At 55.9% G+C, this 17,254-nt stretch carries 8 protein-coding genes; 2 read left to right on the forward strand and 6 right to left on the reverse strand.

All coding sequences use genetic code 11. From position 1 onward, the window contains the following. Positions 1-156: 156 nt before the first annotated feature. From ACWKWE_RS27905 to ACWKWE_RS27915, 3 genes are all read right to left on the reverse strand, one after another. The gene (locus tag ACWKWE_RS27905; protein WP_483852351.1) at positions 157-4,551 is read right to left on the reverse strand and encodes a YCF48-related protein; all 4,395 of its coding nucleotides are present in this window, start codon (positions 4,549-4,551) and stop codon (positions 157-159) included. Positions 4,552-5,101: 550 nt separating this feature from the next. After that, a complete protein-coding gene (locus tag ACWKWE_RS27910) occupies positions 5,102-6,817 on the reverse strand; it encodes an alkaline phosphatase D family protein (protein WP_483852352.1) in 1,716 nt (571 codons plus the stop codon). A gap of 74 nt (positions 6,818-6,891) precedes the next feature. Further along, positions 6,892-8,046, reverse strand: coding sequence for an MBL fold metallo-hydrolase (locus ACWKWE_RS27915; protein WP_483852353.1), 1,155 nt, complete (start codon positions 8,044-8,046; stop codon positions 6,892-6,894). A gap of 385 nt (positions 8,047-8,431) precedes the next feature. Between ACWKWE_RS27915 and ACWKWE_RS27920 the strand changes: the two genes are divergently transcribed. After that, on the forward strand, positions 8,432-13,027 hold the full coding sequence (locus ACWKWE_RS27920; protein WP_483852354.1) for an NACHT domain-containing protein: 4,596 nt from the start codon (positions 8,432-8,434) through the stop codon (positions 13,025-13,027). Positions 13,028-13,289: 262 nt separating this feature from the next. Then, positions 13,290-13,940: a hypothetical protein gene (locus tag ACWKWE_RS27925; protein WP_483852355.1), complete on the forward strand. Its 651-nt coding sequence runs from the start codon at positions 13,290-13,292 to the stop codon at positions 13,938-13,940. Between the two features lie 292 nt (positions 13,941-14,232). Here ACWKWE_RS27925 and ACWKWE_RS27930 read toward each other — a convergent pair whose 3' ends face one another. The 3 genes from ACWKWE_RS27930 to ACWKWE_RS27940 all read right to left on the reverse strand — a co-directional run bounded on the left by ACWKWE_RS27930 (position 14,233) and on the right by ACWKWE_RS27940 (position 17,124). Beyond that, complete coding sequence (locus tag ACWKWE_RS27930) at positions 14,233-14,967, reverse strand: SDR family NAD(P)-dependent oxidoreductase (RefSeq protein WP_483852356.1); 735 nt, start codon at positions 14,965-14,967, stop codon at positions 14,233-14,235. Positions 14,968-15,038: 71 nt separating this feature from the next. Further along, positions 15,039-15,857: an ABC transporter permease gene (locus ACWKWE_RS27935; protein ID WP_483852357.1), complete on the reverse strand. Its 819-nt coding sequence runs from the start codon at positions 15,855-15,857 to the stop codon at positions 15,039-15,041. Between the two features lie 13 nt (positions 15,858-15,870). Continuing rightward, a complete protein-coding gene (locus ACWKWE_RS27940; RefSeq protein WP_483852358.1) occupies positions 15,871-17,124 on the reverse strand; it encodes an ABC transporter permease in 1,254 nt (417 codons plus the stop codon). Between the last annotated feature and the right edge of the window lie 130 nt (positions 17,125-17,254).

Below are 17,254 nucleotides of genomic sequence, written 5' to 3' on the forward strand. Positions count from 1 at the left end.
CTATCAAGGAGCCAACTAAGCATGTCCGTCGCGCCGATTCCAGAAATGAGACCGGAACGATGGCAGGCTTCTACGAGGGGTTTCAGGACGGCTTCCCTGCAGACAACCCGCCATACGAGCGCATTTCCACGCCCGCTCATTGAGCCTCCGGAAATGCTATTTCCGCTGGGATGCTTGTTGTGCCCTCTCTTTCGATTCACGGGCCCTGTTAGCGGGGTAAATGTCTACCTCGCCAGCGACACGTACGCCCCTCAGCGAATTCTCGAACGCATCGAGTTCTTCTTTTTCAGGCGGCCATCCCGCTCGAGTTCTTCGTTTATAGTCGTTGATGACATCAGCTATTTCGCGGGGGTAGCTTCCACTTTCAACGCTCTTGCGCCAGTCATCTTCATACAAGTCATGTAGCGCCCCAAGGGCTACTAGGCGATGCTCGGCAATGGCTTGGCTGCGTTTAGTTTCTGGGTTGGGTCTGGGACGCCTGCGAAATTCTTCCAGAATGGAGTGATCCAACTGCTCACCCTGTTGCAGCATGGCAAGGTAGCGAATGCGGTTGATGAACCGTTTGATTGCCCTCGGTGTGGCATGGCGTTGGTGCACCAGAGGCAACCATGCCCCTAAGGCTTCATTGAAGGCGCCGGAGTCCTTGACCTGGCGCATGCTGGTCCGGATGCGATAGAGAAGTACGCCTGCCGCGTAGACCGCGAATGCCAGCAATGCCGCCAACACGCTGCCAATCCCCACAAAGCTGGGGCTGCTGGGTTGTACCTGCAGTTCTGGCAACTGCAACGGTGGTTGGGTGACACGGGGCAGGGGCAGGGGCAGGGGAGTATTGACAGCCACTTCGCTGCTGACCGGTTGGTCTGCTGCTGCTGCTGCTGCTGCTGCTGCTGCTGCCGATTGGGGAGAGTTTAACGGCGCGTTTGCTCTGACAATTGAGCTCGCCGGTGACTTGGTTTCAGGAATGTTCATCATTTTTCCTGCTGTGAAACCAAGCACCGCGACCAAAAGCAATAGAAAGAAAGGCCAACGGTGGAGCAGTTTCGGAACAATATAGCTGGTGTGGGCGTCGTCGCTTTGGCTCGGCGGGAGGAGCTGCGCCAAGTTCTCCTGTTGCGGTACCTTGATCTCTAAATTAACCAGCTTCTCTAGGTATTTTCCGGCGTAGATCCAGCGTCTATCTTCGACAGTGACCGCAGCAGCAGGGTCATGGAGAGCCAGTTCTTCCGCGAATTTCTCGAAATGCAAACCCAGTGCGGCTCTTATGTAGCGAGTTTCCATGCCGAAGATTACAAAACAGTTGCCAGAGGAGACCAGAAAGTTGACAGCCTCTAGTACCGTCAGAATCGTTTCCGGTCTGCAGCGGTCCAGGTCGTCAATCACGATGACGGTGCGATAAGGGAGTGCTTCAGTGACCTCGGAGAACTGTTTGGCAAAAACGGTGCGGAAGCTCGTTTGTGCCTGAGCCTCGCTGATTCGAAATCGGGAGGCAGTAGTTGACAGCAAGACGCCAGGATCCACACCGTAGGCTTTAAGCGAGGCGTACAATGCTTTGCAGGTCACCAAGGCAGTGGCGATTTGGCCGAGCAGTCTGCCGATGTCGCTTCCCGTGAGTGCTGACGAGGTATTCGTTCCGTTGGCGATGCTCTGAACCAATAGCCACAAAGTGTTCCATTCCTCCTTGGGGTGGAAAATCACGTAACTTGCCAGGCAGGAAGCCGCTGCAGCTATCAGTACCGTCAGCAATAGATGGCTGCTGGATCGGATGTACAGGAGGTTTATGCGGAACGCCCAGCCGTCCAGCGACAGGAGCGATGGTTGACCCTGGATGCGTATGGCGTTAAGCAGTGAAGCGAGCATTTGCTCCTCGCTCTGGTGATGCCAGGCGTTGAACCAAATAGGGCGATATTTATAGCGGCGCAGATCCTGACAGATCAGGGCCATCAAGCTGCTCTTTCCGGAACCCCAGCCCCCGGATATCGCCACCGTCAGAGGCGGCTCGGTTCGTGTGTTGCGCAGGAAACGTGAGATGCCGCGAGCCAGAGGGGCGAAGCCCAGTTTGTCCTGGTCGACGTCTGCAGTAGGCGCGTCGGTGACTGCAATTGCGGCTGCGCCTTCCATGTCGGGTTCGTCTGGCCGCTTTAGCATTCGCCAAACCAAAAAAGAAGAAACCAATACGGCACACCAGAACCATGGCGCCGGATATTGCCGATAGTGCAGTGGCCACGACACTGGCTCCCACGTTCTTCCCGCATTCGTTGTATGAAGCAGCGCCGGGGGAAAACCCACAATCCAGCCTGTGTTACCCGCGTCGTCCATGGCCACTGCAAGGCGGGTCGATCCTACACCGGTGAGCACAGACGTCCAGGTGTCTCCGCCATTGACAGTTTTTAGCAGCAGTCCGCCATTGCCGGTCGCCCAGCCGTGCTGATCATCGCGAGACATCATCAGGCTGTTGAGTGACACGCCATCGAGCCGGTTTTGAACACGCCAAGTGAGGCCGCCGTCGAGGGATTTGGCAATAACACCATCGTCTCCGGCGAGCCAGCCGGTCAGGCCATCGTCGCTGAATCGGATGGCCGCGAGGTTGACCGAAAACGTGGAAACCCGCTCGCCGACGATTTTCTCGGAGGGTGACGGCAACTGCGAAGAAAGCCTCCATGTGTGCCCACTGTCGACGCTGCGGGCCATTAAACCTCTTTCACCGACGGCCCAAGCTTTACGACCTGTGTCATCGATATACACGCTTGTGAATGTATCGCGGGTTAGGGGTGAGTCGCCCTCGGATAACAACTGCTGTGCCTGACGCCAGGTCCTCCCGCTATCGTTTGTCACCAAAATGCTTGTACTTTTGCCAACTGCAATGCCAACCAGTCCATCTGGATTGAAGTCGATATCAAGCAAGTTGGGTGTGTTGGCGGGGATGTGCGCAGTCCACAGCGAGTCTTCAGCGGATTTGCTCAACATAACCCCGCTATCGCCGACCGCCCAAGTACTGCCGTTCTCGACAATGCTTGAACCGTTCAAGCGGATCTGGCCGGCTGGCATGCTGGATGTCCAGCTGGCGCCTGCATCATCTGATTGCAGAATCAGCCCCGATTCTGCGAAACCGTAAACTTGCTTGCCATCTTTGCTGACCTCTACACTGCGTAGCAGCGCTGGTGCTGCCGTTGCGACAGTGTCCCAATGGTTTGCGCCGCTTTGGCCATAAACGATAGTCCCCGCATCGCCCACTGCAACGCCGTGGTCGATGCCCATCAGTTTTCCGAGCACTTGCCCAACGTTTGGTGGAATAACGCTTTGCTCCGGAAGCGGCGGCATACTGTCGATGTTGTTTCGCTGATCCTGCAGCGGAATCTGTTGCGGGAACCGCGCGGGTTTTTGGGGCGGGGCTGCTAAATCAGGTCTGCCAGGCAAGTCACGAACAACACCATCTGAGTTGTTGTCCATTTCGCACACTTGGCGTGATCGGCGCTTACCAACTAATTGGAATGAGTGCGGGGTAACTGCGGCGTCCAGCCGTGTTTTGCCGAACAGTGCCAAGCTGTTCAGATTCGCTGTGGTTCCGCTCTCGACGCTGGTCCACGTGAGGCCATCAGCGCTAAACAGCAATGTACCGTTTTCACCGGCCACCCAAATACCTTCGGCGCTACCGGCTACAGCATTCAGGGTGACTGTTGTGCCGCTGCTGTGGGGGAGCGACCAGTTCTTGCCATAGTCCGATGAGCTGACGATGGTGCCGTTCTCGCCCACCGCCCAGCCATACTGCCCCGCAAACCAGACAGACTTGAATTGTAGGGCTTGCCCATCGGCAGACCTTGCTTCTGCCGCAAGCCAATGGTCACCCCCATCGACGCTGAAAAAAATAATTCCCTCGGCCGTAATCCAGCCGTTGTTGCCGTTCTGGCTGAAGAAAATCGATGAGGTATTACGTACGGTCGTCAGGCCGCTGCCACGGATAGTTATGTTGCGCCAACTTTGCGCAGCATTCGTGCTAACTAGCACGGTGCCATTATTACCGATGGCCCAGATCTTTTTAGCTGCTTCGCTGTACTCAACATCAACAAGGTCGGTAGCGCTTCCCAGGTTGGTGCGCGGAGAAACATCGCTCCACGTAGCTCCGCCATCTTCGGTGCGTAGCACGGTGCCCGTATCCCCGACCGCCCAACCGAGCTTGCCGTCCCGCTGGAAACGCACGCTTCTGAGGTTTGCCGCGACAGTGTGGGGGCCTGGCTTCCAGGTTTTTCCCCCGTCATCGGTTGCGATAACTGTGCCGCCGAGACCCACAGCCCAGCCCTTGTCACCTATTACCTCCACGGATGTAAGGGCTGACGGCATAGCAGGCAACCGTAATGCGGCGTTCACCTCTACAGGATTGAGAAACCATTCAAGGGCGTTGGCTTTAGGGCCGGTCGTTGGTGAGGCAGACAGTTGTAACCATGTCCCTACGCACGCGGCACTCAACAGTAGCAACGCAATAAGGCCCAGTGTGGGCTGCACCTTTGGCCGCTTTTTGCTGCGGCTGGTTGCGCTGCGCTCTTTCTTTACCTGCATGGCGTCACTCCTTGAGTTAGCCGAAGACAGTTCAGACTAGGAATTCCCCCTTCGCCACAACCAATTTGCTGGATTGTTACACCTTGGGTGTCGCCTCCATCACGTCGGTTTCCGAAGAAAAACTGCATTGAGGCATTCCCGACTCCCTCTTAAACCATATCCCGTCATTTGGCGGCGCTGGGCTTGTTGTTGGTTTACAACCCTTCAAGCTCGGTCGTAGCAAGTCCAGCGTTCGACTAATTTGGATTCGGGCGTTCGGCAGGCCTAAGAACAGGTACCGAAACGCGGCCTAGCCGCGAAGCCTATGCTGGAGAGCTTGGGAAAAAGTCTTAAGCGCATGCTCACCGAGCGAGAAGCCTGCCATTCGATTAGCGAAGCGCTAGACCAGCGAACGGTGAGGGCCGTACAGCGAATGTTGATTAACACGCTCGACCCTTTGATGCCTTGCAACAAGCCGAGAAGCGCTCATATGCCATGGGGCACTAATCGCTACGCGCCATGTGCGACTACACGCTGTGCAAATTTCTTGAGACCAATGATGACGGTTGCTTCAGGCCCACTGTGCCAGTTTCAGTGTCTCAGGCGATTTGTTTACCGCGTCGTTGATGTGGCTCCTTTCGATGGGGGCGCCATCCCAGTCGAAGGCTTGCACGACTAAAGCAGATTTCCCCGGATCCACGTCTACCCTGCAGAAGTTGTCATCCTGAGTAAAACCCCACGCCTTATAGTTCATGGCGCCCAAGGCTGGGCTAATTTCGAAGCGATCGTTGGTGTTTGGCGCCTGAGAGTCGTGGACATAGCTCGACGGATCGCCATCCGCGAAGGCAAATGGCCAGTAAAACGCAGACGAGACAATTGAATAAGATACGAGCTCCTTGGCCTTAGTGAACTCAAGTTTTGCCAAGCTGGAGCAATGAATATCACCAGAGAGGAAGATCACATTCTGGATTTTCTCTTCGACTATTGTCTGCAGAATCCTTCGTCGCGTATCGGGAAAGCACGGCCATGAGTCGTCCTTCTCCTTGTGTCTATCGCTGAGCAACGTGTCCACTCCATTCGGAACGAAGACGCTTGAGGATACTATGAACTTTGGCACATTACCCCGTGTTTGCTGCATGTGTGTCAGCCATGCGCAGACTCGATCTAATTGGCTGGGCTCGTTCTGATTCAAAGAGGGGCGACCGAGCAGGTGGTTATCCGACAGCCCCGGCATGTCCGAGTGAAAACGTTGGGTACGAGTGTCGAGGACGAAAAATGGGTAGTCGGCACACAGAAAGTCGTAGTACAGGTTCAACGTGGCCATGCGCTGTAGGGGCGGCTGTGCTCCGTAGGCCTGATCATGGACGTAGCTGTCGGCGAAACGGGGACCGTGACTCCATTGGTAGCTCATGTAAGCGCCGATGGCCAAGTTGAACAGCATCCTTTTCGTGTTGCTCTCATAAAATCGATCCTGTGACCAGTTATCCTCAATCTCGTGGTCATCCAGAATCATATAGGTTGGGACACGGCTCAAAAGCTTCTGCATGTTTCGAGAGCCTAAAGCATTGTGGTAACGGCTCTGAAACTCCTCGTAAGTGTCCGCAAGCCCGATAGGGACCAGACGGTTAAACATGTCCGCATAGATCTGGTCACCTACCATTAGCGTGCAGTTGACTGGCCGCGCTTCGTGTTCGAGCAGCATCGGGCGAAAGATACGGTCAGCCTCCTTGCGTTTCCACAGCAGTCCCGGATAACGACATGAGCCAAGCAGGAAACTGAGTGGGGAAGCGTTTTTTGAAGGGGCCGGCTGCGTAGTGAAAACGGCTTCGGAGAACGCCTCGCCCAGCCCGTCCTCAAGATTGAACTTGTCCGCCCACACAGAAGCTGGAGGGAGCTTTGATGCAATTTCCTCGCTGGAGACATTGCTATCGTTCGGATATGCATCGTCTAGGTTCAGCGACGCCATACGCACTGTGTAGGTCGTGGCTGGTTTGAGCTTGTACGGCAGCAGTTTCTGCTCTTCGGCCGCATCCCTCCACAGCGATGTTTCTACCCCAAGGTTTAACGTCCCGGTACGGTCGTATTCGCGTCGCAAGCGGAAATAGAAGATGTCGCTTGGCTTCACATTGCCGTTTCGACCTACGACCCCTAGAACACCAATGGAGCGGACTTCTTCGTCGAGATCCTTTTTATCGAGGGCATTCGAGGCGGCAATCCAAAGACGGCACGAGTTGTGAGTCGTGTGTCCTACGATGGGGCCAAGTGCGGGGGCTCGGAGCGTACTCATGTGGCAATCATCCTTTCTGGTGGGCTAATGCATCAATGAGGTCTGGTACTCAAAGGTCGTCGGAATGAGGACAGTCAGTCGTGCTCAAGGGTTAAGCCTGGAAGCGGCTTGGTGTTATCGATAATAGGTTCGTGGGATATCGCGGCCGCCTTTTTTTCCGCGATCGCATCAGCGTGTACAGGCGGTAATGCAACATCAGAGAAGGGTTCAGGTGTGCGGTACTCGTAACCCTGCAATTGCTTTAAAAGCCCGCGATATTCTTGCAGTGGGAGGGTGCGGGCTGGCTGTTTCAGGTTGTTCCCGAAGAAGTTTTCCCAATGGCCCAGAAGAACCAAGCGCGGTCGGGTTACTCTCAGCAGAGCAGTTGGGTAGTCAGGCACATTGTCCCAACTGGCCGCGCAAATGATTTCAACATCGAAGCCTTTGCCATCCGCCATGAGCGGCGGAAAGCCCCATGGTGGTTTTGCAGCACTGTCTTGGTAATGAATCCGATAAACCGGCTGAGAGTTTCCATCCAGAAGATCGATAACCCAGGCGAGGGTCACATGACCGAGTTTCCAATCGAAGATCGAAGTTGGGGTGGTCTTCAGGTCCTCGTCATAAGCTCCTGGCAGCCAATTTCGCCCTAGAAAGTGGGGTGCGTGCATGCTTTCTACTGGCATTGCACGAATCCTCCCGCGCGGCACACCATTTTTCAGAAGCGCAGGATCATCGCCGTCGGTAATCGTCTCGCCGGAAGAATAGAACCAGGTGCCGCGCCAGCCAGGTTGTAATCGATAGCTGATTTGTCCGAGGCGAGGTACCACGGACTTAATCGGTGAGTTCTCCGCCTGCAGAATATGGCGGACCGTTTCTGAGCCGTAAACGACCGCGTTGGGTGCTTTGGTTCGGACAACGTAGCTGACGTCTAACAGGTGGTCATAATGTGCGTGACCGACCAACAGCATCTTCACATCCCCGGCGAAAGGCATGTGCACATCAACTTGCTCGGGATCCACTCTCACTCGGTACGGTGGGACACCCGTAATACCCATCAGCGCAGGATTACTGATCGACGGCGCCATCAGCAATCCTTCACTCTCCCAATGCAACAACCAGCCGCCGACACCAAGATATTGGATCTTCGGCTCGCTTAAATGATGCAGGTCGGATATCTGAAGCCCTTGACTCTGCGGTTCGTAAGTACAGGCACTGAGCAACAATGTTGCGAGTAACGAGATCCTTCTCATGAGAATCTGCCCTCAGTTGACGTATTAAGCGTAGCGCAGTAGCAGAGTTCGGTAGCCACATTTTTTGAGTATTGAGAGGGCGTGGCCTAGGAGGGCAGGGTGTAGGAAACAAGGGGGCTACTTACGACGCTGCTTGGCGTACCTGTAGTGCGACTCCGGACTTTCTCTGAGGCGTTTTGGCATAGCAGTCACTCGCGAAGGGCGGAGCTCGGCCAGTAGGAAATATTCGTTGCTTTTAGACGCGGGCGGTTCGGAAAGTTGTCGTTCTGCAACCGGGACCTTTATTCTTCCGAACCTAGCCAAGAGGTGAAGCAAAGCGTTCACCTGACAAAGCTACGCCCCTAACTCCCATTGGCTGCAACACCTGTGGAGCCGTCATTCCAGCATGAACACAGCAGATAAAACGCACGCGAAGGCTCTACAGGACGCCCTTCTAGCCCTCGATCCGTCAGGCCCAGAAGGATTTGAAGGGTTACTCGGAGTTGTACTGGGTGAAATCACAGGACAATCTTTCCGTCTCGCAAAGTCAGGTACGCAGCGAGGACGAGACGGCGATTCGGCGTTCGATGGCGGGGCTACATATTTCGAGGGGAAACGCTACAAAGAAGGCCTTTCGAAGAACGATATTTCGACAAAGCTTTTCGACGTTGCGAACGACGACACCGGCGCGGTGGATCTCTGGATACTCGGAGCAACGTGCGAGGTGGCATCCCAAACAGTCGAAGACGGGCGGAAATTTTCGGCCAAGAACGGCTTCGGCTTCACGGTATTGGACTGGTCAAATAACGATCTCGGGGCGCTTCTCGTCGCCACTGTTGCGGCAGGTTCAAAATCCAAAGCAATCATAGAGCAAGGACTCACCGGAAAGCTCGAATCGGGCCTTATCGCACCCGCTATCAAAGCAATCGACCACTTTGGAAAACACGGGGACTATCCCTCAAGACTGAGTGCGCTCAGAAAATCAGTCGCCACAGACGTTGGGTTGGGTCACGCCAAGACGCTCAACCAAGAATGGCTGGGCCGGTTGTTCACAGACAAAGTGCAGGCGCGCGCCGAGCTCGGCCAACCACTCTCCCCATTTGATCCGTCCGGCCCTGTGGCACTCGACCGACCTGAGCGTGTGCTTCTTAAGAAGGCATTCTCCGGAGCTCCAGAAAGCGAAATCTACGCAATTGTCGGTGAAGAGGGAGTTGGAAAATCTTGGCTGGCTGTCCAGAGCTGGAATCTGTCCAATCCCAAATCACTTCTCGTCCTGTGTCCTGCCGACGATTTGGCCGGAGATGATGCAGAAGACTTCGATGACTTCTTAATTCTCAAACTGATCCATCAGACAGATGGAAATGTCACGCCGCAAGTGATCGCGCGCTGGCGGCGCCGCTTCAGAGATTGGCGCACGAACATTTCGGCAAGCTCCGTCCGCGTTACCCTCATAGCGGACGGGCTCAATCAACCGCTCAAGTCGAACTGGGGGCGTTGGCTCGATCGCGCCGCGCGACGCTTGAAGGAATTGGGCGGCTGCCTGGTGGTCACCACCCGTACGCAGCACTGGGCGTATCTCAAAAAAACGCTATTTTGTGCAGTAGGGACGATCACGTTGGCCGAGTGGTCCATCAATGAGGTCAAACAGGTGTTGGGCAGTCGCGGCATCGACTTCTCCAACACCAGGATTGAGGTTCTCGAATCCGTTCGGAATCCCCGACTTCTTGGTATCGCTATTGAGCTGATAGAAGCCAAGGCCATCGAGCTTTTGGATGAGCTAAGCGTCGGGCGGCTACTCTTTGAGCATATGCGCAGAATGGAGCAGCACGGGCCGGCTACAGTTTCGGCGCCCGCATTCGCCGACCTTCTGAAAGACCTCGCAGCTAAGGTATTGGCTCGAGCGAATGCGCAGAATATGGATGATCTCAGGCTGTTCGATGCCGTCCAAGAAGTCCAACTCGAAGCTGTTGCATCCAGCCGGTTCTTCTCCTCGGTGAAAGGAAGCGCGTCACAGTATGAGATAAAACCCGATGGTCTCAACCTGGCACTCGCGCTCTACCTCGTTGGCCAACTCGAACGGGAGTTGCGCAACGAACGTGACCCGCGAGAAAAGCTAGCGACAATACTGGAACCGATCAGCGCACTTGATGAAACGGCCAAGGTTATCTTGCTCGCAACTCAGATAGCTTGCCTTGAAGATGAAACGAGCCCCGAGGTACGCTCCGCGCTGATCGAAAAATTCGTGTCACTGCAGAATCTTCCGAACAGCCAGGCCGACGCCTTCGCTGTGCTAGCAAAATCGGCCCCGCTCGCTTTCCTGCAAGCCGCTGAAAATGTATACCTGTCCCAAGAACACATTGCTAGCAAAGAGTGGCTGCTATACGCGCTGCTCAACCGGCGCGACGAGCCGGGAATTTGGCAGCACATTTTGGAATCTACGAAGCGTTGGTTGTCCTTCTATTCGCTTGCACCAGAACGAGGGATGCACCGGACGTCGGGCCATGGATCTGTCACTCAGGCTGACGAAGAGCGCAATAGAGTCTTGGCTAAAATTCAAGAGCGTCAGGCTGCCCTGACTGAAGTCGAGCGATCCTTTATGACTAGGAGCCTGGTAATCGCTCCGCACCCTAGGTTCGATGGTATAAGTCGCTTCGCTCTCTATCTTCTGGCTGGTAGACCGCTAGAAGAGATCGCAACTTATCTTGTCCGTTGGCGTTTTTCTGCCGCACTCAATTCGTCAATGTTGGTGCCCTATGAAGAATTCGAGCAGGTTCTTCACTACAACCGCGCCGATTGGCAGGAGACTCGATCAGCAATCCTGAAGGGATTGGAAGCGCTGCCGGCGGAACACTCGTCCGGCGTGGGGACGTGGACACGCGTAGGCATCCTGTACGGCACCGGGGATGTCGGCGACGCCAAAGAGGGGGCCCGTATCCGCGATGAACTCACACGCGACCAAGAACGCTTTGAAGGCTGGTCTAGAAAAGAAAATTACAGCGCTGTTGATCCCTGCAATCCCGATACCGTAGAACCAAAGAACGTTATCGCGACAGCCCAAAACTATCGACAGATTGACCCAGAAAAAATCGCCATGGGCCGGGGAATGGCCCAAGAGGACCATTATTTCCTCGGCGCTAGGGCCGGTGTCGCACGCTTCGTACCTGATGACGCGATACACACGCACCGTGCACTCGCGAGCGAAGTGCTCGGCCGTAGCGGGCACGCGCGGCTTCAGGGCGTATTGATGCTTTTACGGCATAGTGCGGCCCTCACAAAGGACCTTGCCCAACGGTTCCTGTCGGCCAGTGTATCTAGCACCGCGTCGCATAAAGACGGGCAAGACGATCGGGAGGAATTCCTTACGGCACAGTTTTCCGCGATCATCGCATTGCCGCATTTCACCGCCGACGAGCAGCTCGACGCGATCGCAAAAATGCAGGGCGAGACCCTCCTACTGGAGCTGCTTTCATCCGTGGGCAGTGCCACACCGGAAAAAGTGGAGCAGGTGCTGGAGGGTGTTTTGCAGAGTGGAAATGAGTATGCGCAGACAGCAGTTCTCGCCTCAATCCACTACTCTAAATCGCCGCTCACACCGCGCGCTGTCGGCGTTGTCAAAGGCTTCATCCGGTCTCCAGTCAAAAATCTCCGGCATGAAGCGCTCGCCCTCGCCGCATCGAGCGGCGACACTTCATTACTACAGGAGGTCATAGATAGTGGATGGAGCGCGAAAAAGCCGAACAAACGCGATAGCAGTTTCGAGGAGTGGCATGGGTCCACCGCGGTATTGAAAGCGTTGGAAGCAGGCCTGATAGAGACGGTGTCCGCGCTTGATCGGATGAACGTGTCCCACTACGGGTTCGCCGCCGAAACCTTACCTGCGGAACAGGATGATGCCATCGCCGCTCGCATCGAAGCCGCGCTTGTGAAGGCATTGGACTATGAGGGTGATGTGGAGTTGCCGGAGATCGAGACTGAGGCGCCGACAGTGTCCGACCTCGCGCCCCCCCTGGTGTCGTTAACGGAGCGGGCTCCGTCGGAAAACGACTTCACATCCCAGATGAATCGGCTTTCGGAAACGGCAGAACAGTTCGACGAGCGCCAACGCCGCATGAACGACGCCTATCAACGCTTTGCCGGTGAACTTACGGCTGTTGAAGCAGACCTAATACTCTCCGATCTCACGTTCGACGGTATCAAATCAATCATCGGACAGGATGCTGATCGCGATCAGCGCTGGCTCCGGATGTTGGTCGCCACCTCCGATCAAAAGCTCCGTCATCTTCACCACGTCGCCCTACAGGTAGCGGTCGCACTCGGCGCCAGCGGCAATCCGTTAGCACCGGATTTCATTACCCGCATTTTGGCATTGGAGCCGACCATACGTCGTGTCACCGGCTCTGCAAAAATCCCTGTAGAGACCATTGTTTTATGGAGCAACACTGCTAGCCCGGCGATGGTGGACATATGCAAAAGTCGCCTACAAACACCGCAAAGTGACAGCGACATTGCGCGTGAGGTCATCGCGGCCCATCTCTGCGGAAAGGTGGCAATTCTACAAACGTACATTGATGAACTTCTTGCTACGGACCGGCCATACGAAACAGCACTTGCGCTCATGATTGCAGGCTTTTGCGACGATAGCGTCCACGCTCAGGCGGTTCTGTCCCGCTTCGACGGCACCGAGGGTTTCATCGGCCAGGCCCACGCAACTGCGAGCGATTCGTATGCAAGGAATCTTTGGGCAAAGACTTGGTATGCAAAGATGTTAAGTGCCCAACAGCAGGAGGCTTTCTGGAGCGCGTCCATTCTGTTTATGAAGATCGTCGATGGCCGTTTTGACATCTGGTCCGAAGCCTCGAGAGCACCAACAGCCATCTTCACGGCGTTTATGCCGACGATAACTCGGGAGATCAGCAACAGAGCGATTAAGATCCAGAAAAAGCGCCAAGAGAAGCTGTTCGGTGAAAAAGCTCCCTCATCTGTAATGTTGAGTTTCAAATAATGAAGTGCGAAGGCAGAGGCGAAAGCGTGGTCGCTTTCGTCGGTAGGTATCGACTTTGCGAGTGGCCGAGATAAGGGCGCGAAGCTGTTCCGGGAAATTTCACCTCTATGTCCGCTTCTGGCCGAAAGCTGACGCCTACGTTTTGACCACTTTCGGCCTGTCTAAACGGACACGTGAAGCACTCGACAAGCGCTCAAGCCCAAAGCCATTGGGTCGATATCCCTACCTGATAATCTCGAAAAACTTCAGTAAGGATACTCGCGTGGGCGCTTCCCAAGCAGCAATCGCATTCCGCTCTCAGCAGGTCGACTTTGACCATCAACGGCTGTCGAGTCTGTTCAACAAGCGTGTCGAGGTGCTCGATCAGCGTCCGCCGCGCTTCGACCCTCGTCAGCAAAATGAGGTGGTTGTAGAGCAATACGGTGATGTTTGGGTGATCAGCAACGGCATACTGGCCATGGGGCCGCTGGAAAATTCTCACTATGACGCCAGCGAGCTGTACCGAATCTTGGGATCGCCAGAAATGATCATTTCATTTTGCCAATACGAATCTGGGGACAAATACGGCTACGCGTTCATCGAGAATGGAATTCTGACGCGATCACGACTACATCCATTCGATAGCCCTGTGCAGCAGTTTGGGCCGTTGAAACCGTTTGAGAACCGCTGGGCATCGGCAGAGTTTTACTCCGAGGAAAATGATTGCCCTGAGGATGGTCGGCAGAAAATCTACTATCTGGGAGACCGTGAAATCGAAGTGCCGGAGTTTGGGCTAAGTAGTCGCTTGAATTATGAAGCCTTGAGCGAGTACCTCGGGATTTGCCCTTGGGACAATGATCTCAAGCCGCGAATCTGGTATCTGCGCCTTCACGACCTGCCACAGCCACGCAAACCATGGTGGAAACTCTGGTAGGTCCGCAATAAAAGTGCTCGCCCCATATTAACCCTGAGTCCTAATGGTGAATGTCGGATTTTGGGCGATGCCGGCCTGTCGTTGCCGACTGCTATCGACCCGAAGCGGAAAATCATGCCATTTTGAAGTGGTTCAGGCGTCGAACGTTACCGGCTTAGCTATGCATCACTTCAACAAAGAAATGTAAATTCCTCTTGGAAGATTTCTTAGCGTTAGAGAATTAACCGCCATGCTTGAGCTGACACGTTTTAGGGCAGCTCAAGCGTAGGACACTCAGGAGCCTCGGCAGCAATCAGGATTTGGGAGAAAGCAATCCGGCTGTTTCACCCCCATCGACCGTGAGGGTTGTGCCGTTCACGTAGCTGGCGCTCGGCGAGAGCAGCCAGCAGATAGCATCGGCGACTTCCGTGGCTGATGCGAGGCGACCTTCCGGGATTCGGGAGGTTAGGGCTGCAAGGCGGGCCTCGTCGTTGACGATCTTGTCCATCATGCGCGTGGCGATTTGACCGGGGCAGACAGCGTTGAACCGCACTTGCCCGCCGTATTCCAGAGCTAGTGCCTGAGTCAGACCCAAGAGCGCGGCTTTACTCGCGCAGTAGGTGGCCAACCCTTGTTCCCCGGTTTTTCCGGCGATGGAGGATACGTTTACGACGGCGCCCCGGCCTGCTATCAGCCCCGGCAGTGCATGTTTGGTGTAGAAGAACACCGAACGCGTGTTGACGGCGAACAGCGTGTCCCACTCATCCTGAGATGTCTCGGTAAATACTTTCCGACCTGACATGCCTGCATTGTTCACCAGCCCCGCCAGCTTGCCGTCGCCCAATTGCAGCGCTGTTGCGACGACGCTGCGACAATCCTCCTCATTCATTACGTCGCCTGCGACGAACGTGCAGTCGGGCAGGCGGGCGGCCAGTTGGGTCCCTGCTGTTTCATCGCGTCCGGTGAACACTACCGGGTGGCCGAGGCTGGTCAATTTTTCCACGGTTGCGGCGCCGATGCCTTGAGTGCCGCCTGTGACGATGTACATGAATACTGCTCCTGAAAGTGTCGCCGGCGTTTGTCAGACCGGCGGCTGCGAAAGAGGGCGGGCGCTGAATATCAGGCGGCCGGTTGTTTCAAGGTTCTGCTGGAACGCAACGAGAGCCAGGTCGTGGTCAGCAAGCCCGCCAAGCCCACCACCAGCAGGAACGATGACATCGCAACAATCGACGGGTCGATGGTGTCACGAATGCCATCGAACATCTGTCGTGGCAGCGTGCGTTGACTGGGGCCACCGATGAACAGCACGACGACGATTTCGTCGAACGATGTCATGAAGGCAAAAAGCGCTCCCGAGACGACCCCGGGCGCGATGATCGGCAGGGCGACGTTGATGAAGGCACGCAGCGGCGATGCGCCCGACATTGCGGCGGCCCTCAGCAGGCTCATGTCCAGACCTTGCAGGCTAGCGGCGACGTTGATCAGCACGAAGGGCGTGGCCAGCACGGTGTGCGCCAGGATCATCCCGGTCAGGGTACCTGTCAGGCCCAGTTGGCCGAACAGAAAATACATGCCCAGCCCGGAAATTACGGGTGGAATGATCATCGGCGAAATCAACAGCCCCAACAGGTTGGTCGCGCCGGGCAGGTTGCGCCTTGCGAATGCCAGCGCCGCCAGAGTACCCAGCAGCGTGGCGAGCAATGTTGCGGCGCAACCGACCAGCAGGCTGTTGCGCAACGCTTGAAGCCATGGGCCAGCGCTGAAGACTTTTTCGTACCAGCGAAGGGACAGCCCCGGCAGCGGATACGAGAGGAAAGTGCCGCTGCTGAACGAGATCGGCACCACGGCCAGCAAGGGGAGGATCATGAAGACGATCATAACGATCCCGAACAGGCGCAGCAGATTGCGACTAATGATGCACAGCGTGAAATGGTTCATGGCAGGTTCCCGATTACTTGAGGCCGGCGATCTGGCGAATGCCGACAAGCCGCGCGGCGACCAGATAGATCGCCATAACGCAGAGGATCAGCACCAGCCCCAGCGCCGAGGCCATGCCCCAGTTGACGGTGGTGTTGGTGTAGAAGGCGATGAAGTAGCCGAGCATCTGCTCCCGCGCACTGCCCACCAGCGTAGGCGTGACGTAGTAGCCGGCCGCGACGATAAAGGTCAGCAACGTGCCGGACCCGACGCCGGTGAGGGTCATCGGCAAATAGACATGCAGGAAGCCCCGAACCGGATGCGCACCCAGGGAGCCCGACGCGCGCATGTAGTGGGCCGGAATGCCTTTCATCACGCTGTAAAGCGGCAGCACGGTGAAGGGCAGCAGGATATGCACCATGACGATGTAGACCCCCAACGCATCGAAAATCATTGGCAGCGGTTGGTCGATCAGTCCAAGTTTTAACAGCAAGGTGTTGACGATGCCTTTCTCTTGCAGCACCACGATCCAGGCGGTGGTCCGTGCGAGCAGCGATGTCCAGAACGGCAGCATCACCGCCAAGATCAGCAGCATCTGAAACGGTCGCGAGGCTTTGACCAGCAGGACGGCGAACGGAAACCCCAGCAACAGGCACAACACAGACACGACAAACGCGATCTTCAAGGTTTTGAACGTGAGGTCCAGATACACGCGTTTATCTGGGGCGACGCGCTGGATGCCTTGCGTCGTGCGTTCAAGGTCCAGGGCGGTGAGCAGGTAATAAGAGGTATAGGCCGGTGATGCGCGCTCAAACGCTTCCCATAGCTCAGGCGTTGACCAGCGAGGGTCGATGGCAGTCAGACGCGCGCGGGGTGATTCACCGCTGACCGGTTGCTGATTGGCGGGCCACTGGTAGCGGCGAGCTGTGGCGGTGATGAGGAAACGGTAGCCGCTGTTTTCGTAGTTCATGCGCCGCGCGGCTTCACCGATGACACCCAGATTTTCGACGTGCATGAAGTCCTGTTCAACGGCCTCGAACACGGCATCACCCGGCAGGTTGGAGCTATCGCTGCGCGTTTGCTGTTCCAGCGCCTGAACGGCGCGGGGGAAGGCTTGCACCAGCTCCGGATTGCTGATGGCGCGATACAGCATCATGCCGATGGGGAGAACGAAAAAGACGGCGGTGTAGATCAACAGGGGCAACAGCAGCAACACCGAGACGAGGCGTCTTTGTCGACTCGACTTCTGGTGGGCGCTTGCAAGTGATTCCAGCGCAGGGGCGGACATATCGACTGACCTCGGAATTCGAAGGCAGCGGCTTCGGTTGATCGAAGCCGCCATTCAAGCAAAGGACGGGCTTACTTCGCCGCCCAATTGGTGAAGCGCGCCATCAGGTCTTCCTCGTAGTTGACCCAGA

The sequence above is a fragment of the Pseudomonas salicis genome, from assembly GCF_057128705.1.